The 16,989-nt window shown below is 69.2% G+C and carries 16 protein-coding genes; 1 reads left to right on the top strand and 15 read right to left on the bottom strand.

Going from position 1 to position 16,989, the window contains the following annotated elements; translation table 11 throughout:
- From H036_RS0113840 to H036_RS22885, 3 genes are all read right to left on the bottom strand, one after another.
- Window positions 1-615, bottom strand: a 615-nt coding sequence (locus H036_RS0113840) for a polyprenol monophosphomannose synthase (protein WP_026146051.1), incomplete at its 3' end; no start/stop codon positions are given.
- 25 nt (window positions 616-640) lie between these two features.
- Window positions 641-2,137 carry an apolipoprotein N-acyltransferase gene (lnt, locus tag H036_RS0113835; protein WP_017935391.1) on the bottom strand — a complete coding sequence of 499 codons (1,497 nt, stop codon included), beginning with the start codon at window positions 2,135-2,137 and terminating at the stop codon, window positions 641-643.
- Window positions 2,138-2,578: 441 nt separating this feature from the next.
- Window positions 2,579-3,181, bottom strand: coding sequence for an Lrp/AsnC family transcriptional regulator (locus H036_RS22885; RefSeq protein WP_017935390.1), 603 nt, complete (start codon window positions 3,179-3,181; stop codon window positions 2,579-2,581).
- A 72-nt stretch (window positions 3,182-3,253) separates the two neighbouring features.
- Between H036_RS22885 and H036_RS0113825 the strand changes: the two genes are divergently transcribed.
- Window positions 3,254-4,165 carry a 5'-3' exonuclease gene (locus tag H036_RS0113825; protein WP_017935389.1) on the top strand — a complete coding sequence of 304 codons (912 nt, stop codon included), beginning with the start codon at window positions 3,254-3,256 and terminating at the stop codon, window positions 4,163-4,165.
- Window positions 4,166-4,330: 165 nt separating this feature from the next.
- Here the strand turns inward: H036_RS0113825 and H036_RS0113820 are convergent, their stop codons facing one another.
- From H036_RS0113820 to H036_RS0113765, 12 genes are all read right to left on the bottom strand, one after another.
- Window positions 4,331-7,105 (bottom strand): DEAD/DEAH box helicase, encoded by a 2,775-nt coding sequence (locus tag H036_RS0113820; RefSeq protein WP_017935388.1) that lies wholly within the window; start codon window positions 7,103-7,105, stop codon window positions 4,331-4,333.
- A gap of 64 nt (window positions 7,106-7,169) precedes the next feature.
- Window positions 7,170-8,045 carry a YegS/Rv2252/BmrU family lipid kinase gene (locus H036_RS0113815; RefSeq protein WP_017935387.1) on the bottom strand — a complete coding sequence of 292 codons (876 nt, stop codon included), beginning with the start codon at window positions 8,043-8,045 and terminating at the stop codon, window positions 7,170-7,172.
- 17 nt (window positions 8,046-8,062) lie between these two features.
- Window positions 8,063-8,833 (bottom strand): twin-arginine translocase subunit TatC, encoded by a 771-nt coding sequence (gene tatC / locus H036_RS0113810; RefSeq protein WP_232421867.1) that lies wholly within the window; start codon window positions 8,831-8,833, stop codon window positions 8,063-8,065.
- 83 nt (window positions 8,834-8,916) lie between these two features.
- Entirely contained in the window at window positions 8,917-9,207 is a 291-nt protein-coding gene (tatA, locus tag H036_RS0113805) for a Sec-independent protein translocase subunit TatA (RefSeq protein ID WP_017935385.1), read from the bottom strand.
- 56 nt (window positions 9,208-9,263) lie between these two features.
- Window positions 9,264-10,286 carry a helix-turn-helix transcriptional regulator gene (locus H036_RS0113800; RefSeq protein ID WP_017935384.1) on the bottom strand — a complete coding sequence of 341 codons (1,023 nt, stop codon included), beginning with the start codon at window positions 10,284-10,286 and terminating at the stop codon, window positions 9,264-9,266.
- On the bottom strand, window positions 10,283-11,251 hold the full coding sequence (locus H036_RS0113795; protein WP_017935383.1) for a helix-turn-helix transcriptional regulator: 969 nt from the start codon (window positions 11,249-11,251) through the stop codon (window positions 10,283-10,285). Before H036_RS0113795 ends, H036_RS0113800 begins: the two co-directional genes overlap by 4 nt.
- Window positions 11,252-11,325: 74 nt before the next feature.
- Window positions 11,326-12,309 (bottom strand): FKBP-type peptidyl-prolyl cis-trans isomerase, encoded by a 984-nt coding sequence (locus tag H036_RS24490; RefSeq protein ID WP_017935382.1) that lies wholly within the window; start codon window positions 12,307-12,309, stop codon window positions 11,326-11,328.
- Between the two features lie 150 nt (window positions 12,310-12,459).
- Window positions 12,460-13,476, bottom strand: coding sequence for an FKBP-type peptidyl-prolyl cis-trans isomerase (locus H036_RS24485; RefSeq protein WP_157417357.1), 1,017 nt, complete (start codon window positions 13,474-13,476; stop codon window positions 12,460-12,462).
- Between the two features lie 106 nt (window positions 13,477-13,582).
- Window positions 13,583-14,944 (bottom strand): Pup--protein ligase, encoded by a 1,362-nt coding sequence (gene pafA, locus H036_RS0113780; protein WP_017935380.1) that lies wholly within the window; start codon window positions 14,942-14,944, stop codon window positions 13,583-13,585.
- Between the two features lie 130 nt (window positions 14,945-15,074).
- The gene (prcA, locus tag H036_RS0113775; RefSeq protein WP_017935379.1) at window positions 15,075-15,893 is read right to left on the bottom strand and encodes a proteasome subunit alpha; all 819 of its coding nucleotides are present in this window, start codon (window positions 15,891-15,893) and stop codon (window positions 15,075-15,077) included.
- Window position 15,894: 1 nt separating this feature from the next.
- A complete protein-coding gene (prcB, locus tag H036_RS0113770) occupies window positions 15,895-16,737 on the bottom strand; it encodes a proteasome subunit beta (protein ID WP_026146049.1) in 843 nt (280 codons plus the stop codon).
- A gap of 49 nt (window positions 16,738-16,786) precedes the next feature.
- Window positions 16,787-16,984 (bottom strand): ubiquitin-like protein Pup, encoded by a 198-nt coding sequence (locus H036_RS0113765; protein ID WP_017935377.1) that lies wholly within the window; start codon window positions 16,982-16,984, stop codon window positions 16,787-16,789.
- Window positions 16,985-16,989 lie beyond the last annotated feature (5 nt).

Raw genomic sequence — 16,989 nt, 5'->3', positions numbered from 1 at the left:
ACCCCGCACCCGCTCCACGAACTCGATCGGCACCTCCCGCACCACCAACCCCGCCCGCAACGTCCGCGTCGCCAGATCAGTCTGGAACACATACCCCGCCGACTCCACCGACCCCAGATCCACCTTCTCCAACGTCGCCCGACGAAACAACCGGAACCCCGCCGTCGCATCCCGGATCCCGATCCCCAACAACAACCGGACATAGAGATTCCCACCCCGCGAGAGCACCTGCCGCGAAAGTGGCCAGTTCACCACCGACCCACCTGGCACATACCGCGACCCGATCACCAGATCCGCATCACGCAACGCCACCAACAACCGACCCAGCTCCTCGGGCTGATGCGAACCATCCGCATCCATCTCCCCGATCACGTCAAAGCCCTGCTCCAACGCCCAACCGAACCCCGCCAAGTACGCCGCACCCAACCCCTCCTTGCTGGTGCGATGCAACACATGGACCCGCTCATCACCCGCGGCCAGCTCATCAGCCAAAGCACCGGTGCCATCAGGAGAGCCGTCATCGACCACCAACACCTCGACCCCAGGCTCGGCCCGACGCAACCGGCCCACCACCCAACCCAGATTCGCAGCCTCGTTATAGGTCGGGACCACCATCACCACCCGACCCAACGCACCCAGATCAGTACTCACGTCGCGACTTCCGCCTTCTCCATCCGATCACCGGGGTGAGGAACAGCCTAACCAGCACCAACCCTGCGGCCACCTGACCGGAGATCGTGCCGATCCGCACGGCAGGTGTGGTGCCGCTGATCAGCGCCACCTCCTGGTCCAGCACCGCCCGGGTCTGCGCCGGCACCGTGGCGACGACGTGCCCGTCGGGCGCGATCACACCGCTGACACCGTTGAGTGAGGCGACGACCGCCCAGCGGCCGGTCGCCATCGCCTGGACACGCGTGATCGCGAACTGCTGGGCGATCTGGGCCGTGCCGATGAAGCTCGCGTTGCTGGTCTGCACGGTGAGTAGCCGGCCACCGTTGCGCACCTGGGAGTCGACCACGTCGTCGTAGGCGATGTCGAAGCAGATTGCGTCGGCGACCTGCGTGTCGGCGACACGCAACGGCGTACGGCGGGTGCCGGCGACCATGTCGTAGGAGAAGTCCCGCAGGCCGCCGAAGTTGTGCCGGCCGAGGAGACCGCGCATCGGGAGGTACTCGCCGAACGGCACCGGATGGTGCTTGGTATAGCGGTCCCCCGGCCCGGTGACCGGGTCCCACACGATGCCCTGGTTCAGCACGTGCGTGCGATCGGGCGCGTCCGGCAGGCCGCCGACGACAACGGGGACGTCGATCGCCCGAACCGCCTGCCAGATGCCGGTGTTCGTGTCGGCATCGGTCATCGGATCGGTCGCGGTGGAGTTCTCCGGCCAGAGCACGAAGGCGGGCTTTCGCCGCTTCCCGGCGGCCACGTCCTGGGCGAGCTGCTCGGTGAGGGTGACATGGCTGGCGGTGATGGCACGGAAGTTGTCCAGGACGTCGCCGTCGCCCGGCACGTTGCCCTGTACGGCGGCGACGTCGACGTGGCCGGTGACCCGACCGTGCCAGGGGTGCCAGACCGGGATGCTCAGCAGGACGCACAGCATCACCAACGTGACGGCCGCGCGACGGCGTGCCGCCGGATCGACCACGAGCCAGGCGAGCAGCGCTCCGAGCAGTGCCAGCACGAAGCTGACCCCTGCTGTGCCCAGGTAGGGCAGCGACGGCGCGAGCGGGGTGTCGATGACGGCGAAGGCCAGCCGCCCCCACGGCATGCCGCCGAACGGCCAGGTGCTGCGCGCCCACTCCACGCCGACCCAGGACAGCGCTGTCCAGAGCGGCCAGGCCCGCAGGCGCATCAGTACGGCGTCGACGGCACCCAGAGCTGTCAGGAATGCGGCGATCGCTGCCGAGAGTGCGAGCCAGGCACCGATGCCGACGGCGTGCATCCACCAGATGTGGGTGAAGTAGAACGCGACGGCGAAGACCGCACCTGGAGCCAGAGCCGCTCGCGCCGACAGACCGCGCAGGCTGAGCAGCCGGGCCCCGATCGCCAACGGGATGAGCCACGGGAGGGTTGCCGGCTCGAAGGCCAGCGACAGTGCCACGCCGGCGAGGAGGGCGAGCAGCAGGCGGCGTGGCACCGGGACAGGCTAGCCAGCAGCGGAGGCGAATGCCGGATCGAAGGCGCAGAACGCCCCCTGCTCCGCCTCGGGCCGATCCTGCGGCCGGCCGGCTGCCGGGCGAGGACTCGTTGTCTAAAGCGGAGCGGGGGCTCTGCGCCACCCTCGAGCAAGGTGGACCGACCTCCGCGAACCACGTGGGACAGATGCCTGGCTGGACATCCTCCCGCCCCGGCCACTCGGACGTCGGTCCGCCATGCCTCGATCTGCGCGGGCGGACCGCCACAGGCTGTCTCGCCGGGACGCCGCCGTCAACCGCCCGCTGACCTGCACGAACGTGCGTTTCCGCAGGTCAGCCTGCGTGTGCTGGATCACAAATTGTCGTAGTCGATTTCGGTCCGGGCGGCGTGTCGTACGCGACACGCCGCGCGAGCCGGACTGGACCACCGGGACCTCGGGACACTACGCGGAGGCGCCCTCAGGTGTCGCCTCCGGAGGCTCGGCCGCTGCACGGGCGACGGCCGGCGACTCGGCTTGAGCCGCGGCGGTCTCGGCGGCCAACGCCTTGGCCGCGAGACTCTCGGCGCGGGCGATCGTCCGGTCGGCGATCTCGGCGTGCCCGACGGGTCGGTTCTCGTAGTAGGTGGAGAGCACGATCGTGGTCCGCGTGGTGACATGAGCCGTCTGCCGGACCCGGGTCAGCAGGGTCTCCAGCTCGGCGGGGGTCGAGGAGCGGACCTTGAGGATGTAGGAGTCCTCGCCGGCCACCGACCAGCAGGACTCGATCTCGGGAAAGTGTCGCAGTCGCTCGGCATAGTCGTCGGGCAGGTGCGGGTCGATCAGGGTGAGCGCGACGAAGGCCGTCAACGGCTGGCCCAGCTCAGCGTGGTTGATGGTCGCGCCGTACCCCAGGATCAGACCGCGCTGCTCCAGCCGCTTGACCCTCTGGTGCACCGCGCTGGTCGACAGGCCGGTCGCCTTGCCCAGGTCGGTGTAGGACATCCGCCCGTCGGCGGCGAGCAGTTCCAGGATCAGCCTGTCCTTGGATTCCACGTCGTCGCTCATGTCCGGCACTGTAGCCAGCCGAGCCACCTTCCATGATTGGATTCCACAGTGCCAGACAGTGCCCCGCGTCTCATGCTGCTCGACTCCGCCTCGATGTACTTCCGCGCGTTCTTCGGCGTACCGGAGATCAAGGCCCCCGACGGGACGCCGGTCAACGCGGTGCGCGGGTTCCTCGACTTCATCGCCCGGCTCGTCGAGCAGTACCGTCCCACCGACCTGGTGTGCTGCTGGGACGACGACTGGCGACCGCAGTGGCGGGTCGACCTGATCCCCTCCTACAAGGCCCAGCGCGTGGTCACCGAGAACCCCGTGGGGCCGGACGTGGAGGTGGTGCCTGACCCGCTCGAGGTCCAGGTGCCCATCATCACCGACGTGCTGGCCGCGCTCGGCCTGGCCGTACGCGGCGCTGCCGGCTACGAGGCCGACGACATCATCGGCACCCTCGCGACCAACGCCGGTATGCCCGTCGACGTCGTCACCGGCGACCGCGACCTGTTCCAGGTCGTCGACGATGCGGCCGGCGTGCGGGTGCTCTACATCGCCAAGGGCGTCGGCAACCACGAGCGCGTCGATGAGGCCTGGGTGCACGCAAAGTACGCCGTCAGCGCCGCCCAGTACGCCGACTTCGCCACCATGCGCGGGGACGCCTCCGACGGGCTCCCCGGGGTCAAGGGCGTCGGCGAGAAGAGTGCGGCGAGCCTGTTGGCGTCGTACGGCGACCTGGCGGGCATCCGAGCAGCCGCGCTGGACCCCGCAGCAGCGATGACGCCGGGCCTGCGGGCCAAGCTGCTGGCTGCCGAGGACTACCTGGAGGTGGCGCCGACGGTGGTCGCGGTAGCGCGCGACGTCGACCTCGACCGCGCCGGCACAGCACTCCCCCATGCCCCGGCCGACCCGGAGAGGCTGGCCGAGCTCGCGGAGCGGTTCAACCTCGCCTCACCCGTCGATCGACTCACCAAGGTGCTCGCAGCGCTGGGTGACTGATCGACTGGCCGACGGCTGCTCGGTGCGCCTGCCCACCGGCCGCCTGGGCAGGCCTACGGCCGCGCGGCGGCTCGTTCCTCGCCGGCGCGTCCTCCGGCAGCGCCCATGCCGGCGGCCGTGGCCAGTCACCCCGAGCAGTCGTCGTCGTGACATGGTTCAGCCGCGCTACTCCACCACCGAGGAGTAGGCGACCACACCCCGCTTGAGCAGGTCCACGACCTCGCGGGCGGTCTTGCGCAGCGGTGTGCCGGCGGCGGCGTCGGCGACCTGACCGGCGAGGTCGACCAGCTGCTTCACCCACCGTACGAAGTCACCGGCAGCGAGGTCGATGACCGTCAGGACGTCGTCGAGGTCGTCGCCCTCGGCCCAGCGGTAGGCGGCCCAGGCGAAGCCGAGGTCGGGCTGGCGAAGATAGTCGAGGTGATGCTCCCGCTCGAGCGCGTCGAGGTCGCCCCAGACCCGCACCATCTGGGCGAAGACGTCGTTGAGCCGGCCACCCGGGAGTCGCGGCGGCGGTGAGTCGTCGGAGCGTCGGGCCTCGTAGACGAGGACCGACAGCGCGGCGGCGAGCTCGGAGGGGCTCAGGTCGTCCCACAGGCCCAGCCGGAGCGACTCCGCGGCCACGAGGTCCATCTCGGAGTAGAGCCGCATGAGGTGGCGGCCCCGGTCAGTGACGGTCTCGCCCTCCAGGTAGTCCAGCGCCGAGAGCACGTCGCAGACACGGTCGAACTGGCGCGCGACGGTGTTGGTCCGGTTCTCGACGCGGCGGCGCAGGGTGGCGGCGTCGCGGTCGAGCTTGAACCACCGCTCCGCCCAGCGGGCGTGGTCCTCCCGGTCGGGGCAGTCGTGGCACGGGTGCCGGCGCAGCTGGTCGCGCAGCTCGGCGACCTCCGCATCCACGGCCGACCGGGCTCCACCCGTACGTCGTGACGAGGCCTCGACCGGCTTGAGGTCACGGGTCTTCTCGCGCAGCGCGCTGGAGAGGTCACGGCGCATCTGGGGGTTGCGGCCGTTGAACGTCTTGGGGATCCGCATCCGGGTCTGCGCCACGATGGGTGTGTTGAAGTCGATCATCGCCAGCCTGCGCGCCTGGCGGTCCAGGGTGACGACGTAGGGCCGGGGGTTGTCTGCGTCGAAGCCTGGGTCGATCACGACGGCGTAACCGGAGAACTTCCCGGTCGGTACGTCGATGACGTCGCCCGGCTTCAGCTTCCCCAGGGACTCCACGATCTCCTCACGGCGGTCGGCGCGCCGCTCGCGGTTGGCATTCTTCTCCACCTGGCCGATCCGGTGTCGCAGCGTGGCGTACTCCATGAAGTCGCCGCGGTCGCAGGAGGCCGCCTCGCGATAGCCGGCCAGCGCCTCCTCCGCTTTGTGCAGCTGCCGGGCCAGTCCGACGACGGCCTTGTCCGCCTGGAACTGCGCGAAGGACTGCTCCAGCAGCTCGCGCGAGCGCGCACGGCCGAACTGGTGCACCAGGTTGACCGCCATGTTGTAGGACGGCCGGAAGCTGGAGCGCAACGGGTAGGTACGGGTCGAGGCCAGGCCGGCGAGCTCACGCGGGTTCATCCCCGGCTGCCAGAGCACGAGACCGTGACCCTCGACGTCGAGACCGCGTCGACCGGCACGGCCGACGAGCTGGGTGTACTCCCCCGGCGACAGGTCCGCGTGGGTCTCGCCGTTCCACTTCGACAGCTTCTCGATGACCACCGTGCGCGCGGGCATGTTGATGCCCAGGGCGAGCGTCTCGGTGGCGAAGACCACCTTCACCAGGCCGCGCAGGAACAGCTCCTCGACGACCTGCTTGAACGCCGGCAGCATGCCGGCGTGGTGCGCCGCGACGCCGCGGGTGAGGCCGTCGACCCAGTCGTGATAGCCCAGCACGTGACGGTCCTCGTCGGGCAGGTCCGAGCATGCCTCCTCGACGTACTCGAAGATCGCGTCGCGCTCCTCGGGGGTGGTCAGGCGCAGGTTCGCGCTCAGGCACTGGGTGACAGCGGCGTCACAGCCGACCCGGCTGAAGACGAAGACGATCGCCGGCAGCATCCGGGCCCGCTCCAGTGCGGTCACCACCTCGGCACGCGAGGCGATCCAGACCCGGCGACCGTTGCCGACATCGCGTCGGGCGCCCTGGCCGGGCTTGCCGCGGCCCTTGACCGCGCGACGGTCCTTGAGCCGTGAGGAGGCCCAGTCGTCACGGGCGATCTTCATCAGCTCGCCGTTGACCGGAGCACCCTCCTTCACGAAGCCTGCCGCCGCGTCCACGTCGGAGGAGGCGAACAGGTCGAGGATCCGCCGGCCGACCATGACGTGCTGGTAGAGCGGCACCGGCCGCTTCTCCTCGATGATCGTGGTGGTCTCGCCACGCACCGTGGTCAGCCACTCGCCGAACTCCTCGGCGTTGGAGACGGTTGCGCTCAGCGACACCACCGTGACGGACTCCGGCAGGTGGATGATGACCTCCTCCCAGACGGCACCACGGGAACGGTCGGCGAGGTAGTGCACCTCGTCCATGACGACGAAGCCGAGCCCTGTCAGCGTCGAGGAGCCGGCGTAGAGCATGTTGCGCAGCACCTCGGTGGTCATCACCACCACCGGTGCCTCGCCGTTGACCACGTTGTCGCCGGTCAGCAGACCGACCTGCTCGGGACCGTAGCGACGGACCAGGTCGTGATACTTCTGGTTCGACAGCGCCTTGATCGGGGTGGTGTAGAACGCCTTGCGGCCGGTCGCCAACGCCAGGTGGATGGCGAACTCGCCGATGATGGTCTTGCCGGACCCGGTCGGGGCCGCCACGAGTACGCCGCGGCCCTCTTCGATCTCGTGGCAGGCCTGCTGCTGGAAGTCGTCGAGCGGGAAGTCGTAGAGGTCCGCGAAGTCCTTGAACACGGGGTGCTGCTGGGAGCGCTTGAACGCGGCGTACTTCTCGGCGGGGCCCATGGTTGAAACCCTACTCAGCGACGCCGCGCCGTTGGTCGAGGTGCGAGCGCGGCGAGCCTTGAGACTAGGTGAGCACCTGGAGGGCGCCGGGCACGCACTCCACGGTGAGCGGCACCTCGCCGAAGCGCTCGCCGTCGGCGTACGCCGTGACGGGTGGGTTGATCGCGATCGTCACCGACCGTGCGCGGACCCGCTCGTAGGCGGGGTTGTGCACGTGCTGACCGCTGTTGACGGTGGGGAAGAACCGGACGAGCGCCATCCGGGAGAGCGGCTTGATGATGATCACGTCGAGCAGGCCGTCGTCGAAGCTGGCGCCAGCCCCGATCTGCATGCCGCCGCCGAAGTAGTCGGTGTTGGCCACCGAGACGAACATCGCCTCCAAGGTGCGCTCCTGCCCGTCGAGGGAGAGCGTGTAGCGCAGCGGCCGGAACCGCGGCAGCTCGACGGCTACCGCGGCGGTGTAGCGCAGGTTGTTGCGCGGCCAGCGCATCTCCCCACCGCGCTTGGCCACCAAGGCGTCGAAACCGGTGGCCAGGACGGTGAGGTACCAGTTGTCGCCGGAGCGGGCGAGGTCGACGCGGCGGCGACGGTTGCGGAGGACCACCTCGGCGGCAGCCAGCGGGTCCGCCAACGGGATCTTGAACGCACGAGCGGCGTCGTTCCCGGTGCCTGCGGGCAGGATGCCCAGCGCCGTCGCCGACCCCGCCAGCGCCTGTACGGCGAGATGGATCAGCCCGTCGCCACCGCTCACCACGACGCTGTCCACACCGTCGGCGACGGCCTTCGCCACCAGGAGGCGCGACTCCGAGGCGTCATGCCCGACCAGGTCACTCACCTCGGCTCCGGCGGCCCGGAGGTGGCGGATGAGGGCATCGCGGCCCTGATGGCCGTGACCGAGACCCGAGAGCGGGTTGGAGAGGAAGGCGATCCGGCGGGTCACGGGCGGAGGCTACCGTGTCACGGCAGCGGCGAGGGCTGATCCGGGTCGAGGTCGGCGTACGGCTTGCGGGCCTCCTTGCGCCGGTCGCTGACCCGGGCGATCACCTCGGCGATGCCGTAGAGGATGCACATCGGGATCGCCATCATGCACATGGTGAACGGGTCGGTCGACGGCGTCGCGGCGGCCGCGAAGACGAAGATGCCGAGGACGATCCAGGGGCGAGCGGACTTCAGCACCCGCGCGGGAAGAACGCCTGCCTTGTTGAGCATGACCACGAAGACCGGGATCTCGAAGGCCACGCCGAACATCAGGAGTGTGTGGATGAAGAACGACAGGTAGTCGTTGAACTCCACCAGGTTGAGCACGCCGGAATGGTTGAAGCTGATCAGGATCTGGACGCCCTTGGGTAGCGTGACGTACCCGATCACAACTCCGAGGATGAACAGCGGCCCGGCAATGGCCACGAACATTGCCGTCCAGCGCTTCTCCCTCGGAAGAAGCGCAGGCAGGATGAACGCCCAGATCTGGTAGAGCCACAACGGCGAGGTGGCGACGACCGCAGCCAGGCCGGAGAGCTTGAAGTAGAGCAGGAACCCGGCGCCGACGCCCTCCGTGACGCCTTGCGTCCGGTGGCTACCGAGCGCGCGCTGCGCGTCGAGATAGGGGTTGTACACCAGATCGAAGAGCCGGTCGTAGAAGACGAGCGCAACGCAGAACCCGACCGCCAGGATCAACGCGACCTTGATGATCCGCGCGCGCAGCTCCCGGAGGTGGTCCGAGAGCGCCATCTTGCCGTCGGCTCCGACGGGGTGAACGGGTCGGCCGCTGAGCATGCCGACGACGCCCGACAGGGACAACGCCGTGGCCCGGGTCAGGCGTCAGGCTGCTGCAGGCGAGCGCGCTCGGCGTCGAGCTCGGCCTGGCGGCGGTCCAGCTCGGCCTGACGGGCCGCGACGCTGGGATCGATCTGCTCGGCGGTCAGCGCAGGCTTGGTGTCCTTGTCATCGTCGCGCAGGCCCTTGGTCTCTGCCTTGAAGATCCGCAGCGCCTGACCGGTGCCGCGCGCGAGCTCGGGAAGCTTCGCAGCGCCGAAGACCAGGATGACGATCACCAGGATGATGAGCCATTCCCATCCACCGGGCATGTCGAGCAGGGGGAACATCTCAGGTCACCTCGTGATCTGTCGGGTGGGGACGTGATCCATGGTACGCGCCCCCTTCATGCGTCTTGATCGTAGAGCCGCAATGCGGCGCTCGCCGCATCGCGGAGATCGTCGGCGACCTCGGCCGGAGCGATCACCGAGGCGTACGGCGCGAGCCGCAGCAGCAGGCGCCTCAGCCAGCGCAGGTCGGCCACCTGGAGGTCGACCTGCAGACTCCCGTCGGCCATCTGATGTGCATCTTGGGTCGGGTAGTACTCGGTCACCCAGCGAGCTGTCGGCTCCAGCCGCAGCGTCACCGTGAGCAGGTGCTCGCCGGGCGCGAAGAGGCCCTCGGCCAGGCTTCGCGGTGCCTCAGGTGCCGACACCACGGGTGTCTCGAGCAGCGTCGCGGCACGGATCCGATCCAGGCGGAAGAGTCGCGGCGCCTCGGCGCTGTGGCAATAGGCGTCGAGATACTCGACGCCGCGGTAGGACACCACGCCGCGCGGATCCACGATCCGCTCCGACTCCTCGTCGCGGGTCGGGACGAAGTAGGAGAGCCGGAGCTGGCGCTGCTCCGTGACGCCGCGCTGCAGGAGGGCCTTGCGGGCGGCGTACTCGCGCTCGTCGGGCTCCAGCGGGACCTCGATGGGCGCGGCCGCGTCGGCAGCCGCGTGCTCGAGCTTGCCCAGCGCCCGGTCGACCACCTCGGCCGCCTGCTCGGTCAGGGCACCGCCGCGCAGCGCACGCAGCGCCACGATGATCGCTGTCGCCTCGGTCTGGGAGAGCCGCAGCGGTCGCGCGAGGTAGTCGGCGTTGGCGACCCGGATGACCCGGTCCCCCTCCGGGTCGACCAGCGCGTCCAGGTCGACGTCGATGAGGTCGTCGGGATAGCCGCCGGGCAGACCGCACAGGAACAGCACCCGCAGGTCCTTGACCAGCTGCCGCTCGGAGACGCCCAGGTCGCGGGCCGCTTCGTCGAGCCGCACGCCACCGCGGGCGTGCAGGTAGGGCACGAGCGTCAGCAACCGGGCGACCTGCTCCTTCGCGCCGGTCGCCGTCGCCGGCCCGGGGCGGGCCGAGCTCGTCGGGGTGCTCACGAGACCCCCTGCAGCCGCTCGATGACCGTACGCCGCAGGGCGGCCGGCTCCTCCACGTAGACGTCGGTGCCGTGGGAGAGGATCTCGTCGGCCAGGTCGGACGGCGGCGAGAGCAGGTGCAACCGCTCCCAGTGGCCGCCGTCCGGGCGTCGCTCACCCTCGGCCAGTGGCTCCACCCGCTCGGCCCGACGCCGCAGGGTGTGCCCCGCGCCGCCGCGAACCAGCAGCACCGCAGGCTCCTGGGCGCGCTCGGGGCGCAACGTGGCCTTGGCGATCGCGCGCACGTCGATGCCCTCGGGCACCTGGTAGCTGCCGGGCTCACCGACCTTGCGAGCATCGTCCACCACGCGCGAGAGGCGGAAGACGCGCTGGTCGGCGCGATCGACGTCGTAGCCGACGACGTACCAACGACCGGAGAAGCGGACCACCCCCCATGGCTGGACGTGCCGCGAGCTCACGTCCGGACCGCCGGAGGTGCGGTAGTCGAAGCGCACCGCTGTCCGCTCCTGGACCGCCTCGAGGAAGACGTCGAACGACGGCTCCTCGGCGGCCAGGCGCGGCTCGACCAGGTCGAGCGCTGCCACGTCCACGTCCACGCCCGCCGCGGTGAGCTTGCGGACCGCCTCGGTGGTCGCCTCGGCGAGCCGGGCGTGCTCCCAGACCTTGGTCGCCAGGCCGATGACCGCGGCCTCGTCGGCGGTGAGCTCGATCGGGGGCAGCGCGAACTGATCGGGGCTGACCCGATAGCCGGCCTCGTCCTCGAAGAGCGGGTCGTGACCGCCGGTCTCGATCGGTACGCCGAGGCTGCGCAGCTCCTCCTTGTCCCGCTCGAACATCCGCTCGAAGGCATCGTCCGAGGAGTCCTTGTAGAGCAGCTCGCGGATGCGCTCCCTGCTCACGTAGCCGCGTTGCACGAGAAGCATGATGAGCAGGTTCATCAAGCGCTCGGTCTTGGCCGCGGCCACGGGGCTCCCTTCGCTGGACTCATTCGGCGAGACGAGCCTAGGGCATCGCCGCAGAACCCACCGAGGTGATGTGGCTACTTCGCCTTGACGACGTCGATCACGAACCACAGCGTGGAGTTCGCCGGGATGCCGGTCTGTGCGCTCGCACCGTAGGCATATGCCGGCGGAACCTGGAGCAGCACCCGGCTACCGACCTTCACGCCCTCCAGACCGATCGACCAGCCCTTGATCAACTGGCTCAGCTGGGAGGAGAAGGCCTTCTTGGAGGAATAGCTCTCGTCGAAGGGCTTGGTGGCCTTGTAGGTCTCGCCGAGGTAGTTCACCGTGACGGTGTCGCTCGTCTTCACCTTCGCGCCCTTGCCCTGCTTCAGGATCACCCGCTGGACGGGCGTGGTCAGCGCGGGCTTCTTGACGCCCTTCCAGTCCAGACCGGAGACGACACCCTTCTTCAGCACGACCTTCGGCTGGGTGCCGGGGGCTGCGGTGTGCGCCTTGTCGTCGCTCGGCGTCGGGGACGTCGGCGCCTTCTTCACCAGGTCGGCCACGACCACCAGGCTGTCGTCCTTGCCGACGCCGAGCTGGGTGGCGGCAGAGTCGGAGCCGAGCAGGTCAGCGGCGGTGGTCAGAGCCTCGACCCGGGAGCCGTAGGTCGCGCCGGTGAAGAGCTTGTCGAAGACGGTGCCGAGCTGACCGTTGTTGGGCAGCGACTCCGCGGCGCCCTGCTGGTAGTCGCTGTAGGCGACCTTCTTGGTGGTGCCGTCACCGATCCAGAGATAGGTGCTGACCGAGTCGTTGGCCGCGATCGCGTCACCGGTGCCCTTGACCAGGGTCGAGACAGTCGTCGTCGTCGGCTTGGCGATGGTCGACTTCCACTTCGCGGTGACGCTCTTGCCGACGTCACCGGTGACGGCGACCGCCGACAGGCCCGTGGCGGCGCTCGCGCTCGCACTGGCCTTCGCATCGTCCTTGTTGCTCCCACCGCCGCATGCGGCAAGGGCCGGGACCATCAGGACGGGGAGCAGCGCGAGGGCCGCGGGGCGGTGAAAACGACGAAGCACAGGGAAGACCTTCTGGTGGAGGGACTGACGTGGCCCACCGTAACCGGGGACCCTGAACCGACCCTGAATCGTGCCTGAGCGCCGCGATCGTCCCGCAAGGGGCGACGGCGGCGCTGAGGAGGAGCCCTCAGCCGGGTGTTCGGGCTGCCGTCAGTTGGCGGCCAGGACATCCAGCACGAAGTAGAGCGTGGAGTTGGCCGGGATGCCGCTCTGCGCGGTTGCGCCGTAGCCCAGCGACGGCGGGATCTGCAGGAAGACGCGGCTGCCGACCGGTACCCCGACCAGACCCTGCTGCCAGCCCTGGACAAGGCCGGACAGCGCGCTGGTGAACGGCGTCTTGGAGTAGCTCTCGTCGAACGGGGTCTTCGCGCCGTACACCATGCCGTAGTAGTTGGCGGTGATCGTGTCGCCGGCCTTGACCTTCTTGCCGGTGCCCTTGATCAGGATCGCCTGCTTGAGCTTGCCGGTGGCCTTGGGCTTGGCGATGCCCTTGAAGTTCATGCCGGTCGGGGCGCTGGTGGCGCCGCCCTTGACCTCGAGCTTCGGCATCCAGCTCGGCGCCGCCTGGACCTTGCCCTTGGGGCCCTTCAGGGCTGGGGTGGCGGCCGCGGTCGAGCTCGCCGAAGCGCTCGGCGACGCACTCGCGCTCGGCGCGGGAGTGGTCTTCTCCATCAGGTCGACGATGACGAGCAGGCTGTCCTGGGTGCCGATGCCGAGCTCGGGGTTGCCCGCCGCGCCGAGCAGCTTGTCGGAGGGCACGACCGCCGCGATCCGGTCGCCGTAGTGAGCACCGGCGAGGATCTTGGTCCACTCGTCGCCGAGCTTGCTGTCGAAGGTCAGAGTCTCCGGGGCGCCGCTGGCGTAGTCGCTGTAGGACTGGAGCTTGGTGGTGCCGTCGCCGATCCAGATGTTGGCGCTGATGCTGTCGCCCTTGGCGACGGCGGCACCGGAGCCCTTGACGAGGGTCTTGACCGTGGTGGAGCTCGGGTAGGCGATCTCCTTGGTCCACTTCACCGTCGGGGCCTTGCCCTGGACACCGGAGATGGTGACACCCGCGAAGCCCTGGGTGGTGGCGTCGCCGTACCCGATCTGGGTGCTCCCGCAGGCGACGAGCGCAGGCAGGAGCATGGCGGGTACGACGAGGGACGCGGAGCGACGCAGACGCACGGTGGAACCTTCGGGATCGGCGATCAGGGCGAGCACACCCTAGCCGACGACGTCCGAGACGCCGAAGGTTCTCGCACGGTGCCGCGGTTTCCCCGCGACGACTGCTTCACATGCCGTCGATGAGTCGTTGCACGCGATCGTCGTAGGCCCGGAACGGGTCCTTGCACAACACCGTGCGCTGGGCCTGGTCGTTGAGCTTGAGATGCACCCAGTCGACGGTGAAGTCGCGCCGGCGCTCCTGCGCCTTCTTGATGAACTCCCCGCGCAGCCGGGCACGGGTGTTCTGCGGTGGCACCGACTTGGCCTCGAAGATCTTCAGGTCGGTGGTGACGCGGGCGACGGCGCCCTTCTTCTCCAGCAGGTAGTAGAGGCCGCGGTTGCGGTGGATGTCGTGGTAGGCGAGATCCAGCTGGGCGATCCGCGGGTGTCCCATCGGGAGGCCGTGCTTGGCGCGGTAGCGCTCGAGCAGCTTCCACTTGATCACCCAGTCGATCTCGCGGTCGACCAGGCTGAGGTCCTCGGACTCGACCGCCTTGAGCCCGCGCTCCCACAGGTCGAGGGCGCGCTCGATCGTGGGGGTGGAGATCTGCCGTCGGTCGACGAAGTCGCGCGCCTTGGTGAGGTACTCCATCTGGATCTCCCAGGCGCTGGCCTCGCGGCCGTTGGCGAGCCGCACCTTGCGCCGTCCGGTCATGTCGTGCGCGACCTCGCGGATGGCCCGGATCGGGTTCTCCATGGTCATGTCGCGCATCACCACGCCCTCCTCGATCATTCGGAGCACAAGGTCGCAGGAGGCGATCTTGAGCATCGTGGTGGTCTCGGACATGTTCGAGTCGCCCACGATGACGTGGAGCCGGCGGTACTTCTCCGCGTCCGCGTGCGGCTCGTCGCGGGTGTTGATGATCGGCCGGCTCCGGGTGGTGGCGCTGGAGACGCCCTCCCAGATGTGCTCAGCGCGCTGGCTGATGCTGTAGGTGGCGCCGCGCGGTGTCTGGGTGACCTTGCCCGCTCCGACGATCAGTTGGCGGGTGACCAGGAACGGGATCAGTACGTCGGCCAGCCGGCTGAACTCCCCGGCTCTGCTGACGAGGTAGTTCTCGTGGCAGCCGTAGGAGTTGCCCGCCGAGTCGGTGTTGTTCTTGAACAGGTAGATCTCGCCGGCGATGCCCTCATCGTGCAGCCGCTGCTCGGCGTCCAGAAGCAGCCCCTCCAGGGTGCGCTCCCCCGCCTTGTCGTGGGTGACGACCTCGATGACGTCGTCACACTCGGGGGTGGCGTACTCCGGGTGGCTGCCGACGTCCAGATAGAGCCGCGCGCCGTTGCGGAGGAAGACGTTGCTGCTGCGTCCCCAGCTCACCACCTTGCGGAACAGGTAGCGCGCGACCTCGTCCGGGCTCAGCCGCCGCTGGCCACGGAACGTGCACGTCACGCCGTACTCGTTCTCGATGCCGAAGATCCGCCGGTCCATGTTGAAACACTAGACCCGTGCGAAAGCGCCCGGGGTGCTTCGACGCGCTAGGGGCGGACGTAACGCGAAGACCGTGGAGTGTTGCGGGCACGAGGTGCGCACAACACTCCACGGTCAACGTGACGTGCGTTCAGAGCGGCGGAGCGATCGGTGGCTCGCCGGAGCTCGGCACCTCGCCCGGAGCCACTGCCGGGTCGGTGGCGGCAGGAGCCGCTGCCGCTGCGCTCACCCGCTCCCCCAGCAACCCGGCCAGCCGGGTGGGGCTGATCCGGGAGAACTTCCGCGCCTGGGCCCGGGTGCGATCCAGCACCGCGACCTCCAGGTCGTCGACCGGGATCACCCGATCGGCACCGTCGGAGCCGTTGGCGCCCGGGGAGTGCCCCAGCGCGTCAGCCGCCAGCCGCAGCGCCGAGCCGAGCGAGGCGCCCTCCTCGTAGCGCTCCTTGAGATAGCCCGCGACCACCTCGGCCGCACCGCCCATGACGGCATAGCCGTGCTCGTCGGCGACCTGACCGTCGTAGGTGAGGCGGTAGAGCTGGTCGGCCGCCGCGGAGTCACCGATCTCGCCGACGAAGAGCTCCACCTCGTAGGGCTTCTCGCCGCCGCTGGAGAAGATCGAGCCGAGCGTCTGGGCGTAGGCGTTCGCCAGACCGCGGCCGGTGACGTCACGACGGTCGTAGGAGTAGCCGCGCATGTCGGCGAGCCGGACACCCGCGATGCGGAGATTCTCGAACTCGTTGTAGCGCCCGACGGCGGCGAAGGCGATCCGGTCGTAGATCTCGCTGACCTTGTGCAGCGCCGCCGAGGGGTTCTCCGAGACGAAGAGGAGGCCGTCCGCATACTGAAGACCGACCACTGAGCGGCCTCGGGAGATGCCCTTCCGAGCGAAGTCCGCCCGGTCCTTCATCAGTTGCTCCGGGCTGACGTAGCCCCCGAATCCCATCGACATCTCAGCGACCTCCCTCGAGCGCGGCGACCGGCCCGTCGGGGCGCAGCATCCGGCCCCCGACCACGCGATCGGCCACGGCCGCCACCTCGTCGTCGGGGAGGCGGTGACCGCCCGCGGCGGTGATCACGTGCACGACCGGGAAGATCCGCCGGGTCAGGTCGGGGCCACCGGTCGCCGAGTCGTCGTCTGCTGCGTCGTACAGGGCCTGCACGATCGCGGTGACGGCACCGGTCTCGTCGAGGTCGTCGCGGTAGAGCTTCTTCAGCGCCCCGCGCGCGAACATCGAACCGGAGCCAACCGAGTGGAACGCGGTCTCCTCGTAGCGGCCGCCGGTCACGTCGTAGGAGAAGATCCGGCCGATCCCGGCCTCGTGGTCGAAGCCCGCGAACAGCGGTACGACGGCGAGTCCCTGCATGGCCATGCCGAGGTTCTGCCGGATAAGCGCGGCGAGCCGGTTGGCCTTGCCGTCCATCGAGAGCGTGATGCCCTCGATCTTCTCGTAGTGCTCGAGCTCGGTCTGGAACAGGCGCACCATCTCGACCGCAAGGCCCGCCGTCCCGGCGATGCCGACGCAGGAGAACTCATCGGCCGGGAAGACCTTCTGGATGTCCCGCTGGGCGATGACGTTGCCCATCGTGGCGCGACGATCGCCCGCCATCACCACGCCACCCGGGTAGGTCACCGCCACGATGGTGGTGCCGTGCGGCGCCAGCTCGGCGGCGTTGCCCGCCGGCATGGTCCGTCGCGCGGGCAGCAGGTCGGGGGCGTTGGTCGCCACGAAGTCGGCGAACGAGGACGTCCCGGGCGTCATGAAGGACATCGGGATCCGAGAGCTGTCGGTCATGCGGACTCCCCGACGTGGTGTGAGCGGAGCGAGTGACGATGAGGGGTGCTCACTGGCCGCCCTTCTGGATGAACGACTTGACGAAGTCCTCGGCGTTGGTCTCGAGCACGTCATCGATCTCGTCGAGGATGTCGTCGATGTCGTTATCGAGAGCTTCCTTGCGCTCGGCGACATCGCTCGTCTCGGCGGCGTCGACAACGTCCTCGTCGGCCTCGGACTTCCGCGGCTGCTTCTGTTCCTGTGCCATGTCTC

This window comes from Nocardioides sp. Iso805N, assembly GCF_000364605.1.
GTDB lineage: Bacteria > Actinomycetota > Actinomycetes > Propionibacteriales > Nocardioidaceae > Nocardioides.
Note: the sequence above shows the minus strand (reverse complement) of the source record. Positions and strands in the feature narration are given on the sequence as shown.

Excerpts from the sequence above, each read along its gene's own strand:
- prcA (WP_017935379.1), bottom strand. The coding sequence starts at position 15,893 with ATGTCGATGGGATTCGGGGGCTACGTCAGCCCGGAGCAACTGATGAAG.
- prcB (WP_026146049.1), bottom strand. The coding sequence starts at position 16,737 with ATGACCGACAGCTCTCGGATCCCGATGTCCTTCATGACGCCCGGGACG.
- pafA (WP_017935380.1), bottom strand. The coding sequence starts at position 14,944 with ATGGACCGGCGGATCTTCGGCATCGAGAACGAGTACGGCGTGACGTGC.
- H036_RS0113765 (WP_017935377.1), bottom strand. The coding sequence starts at position 16,984 with ATGGCACAGGAACAGAAGCAGCCGCGGAAGTCCGAGGCCGACGAGGAC.
- tatA (WP_017935385.1), bottom strand. The coding sequence starts at position 9,207 with ATGTTCCCCCTGCTCGACATGCCCGGTGGATGGGAATGGCTCATCATC.
- H036_RS0113820 (WP_017935388.1), bottom strand. The coding sequence starts at position 7,105 with ATGGGCCCCGCCGAGAAGTACGCCGCGTTCAAGCGCTCCCAGCAGCAC.
- tatC (WP_232421867.1), bottom strand. The coding sequence starts at position 8,833 with ATGGCGCTCTCGGACCACCTCCGGGAGCTGCGCGCGCGGATCATCAAG.
- H036_RS22885 (WP_017935390.1), bottom strand. The coding sequence starts at position 3,181 with ATGAGCGACGACGTGGAATCCAAGGACAGGCTGATCCTGGAACTGCTC.
- H036_RS0113825 (WP_017935389.1), top strand. The coding sequence starts at position 3,254 with ATGCTGCTCGACTCCGCCTCGATGTACTTCCGCGCGTTCTTCGGCGTA.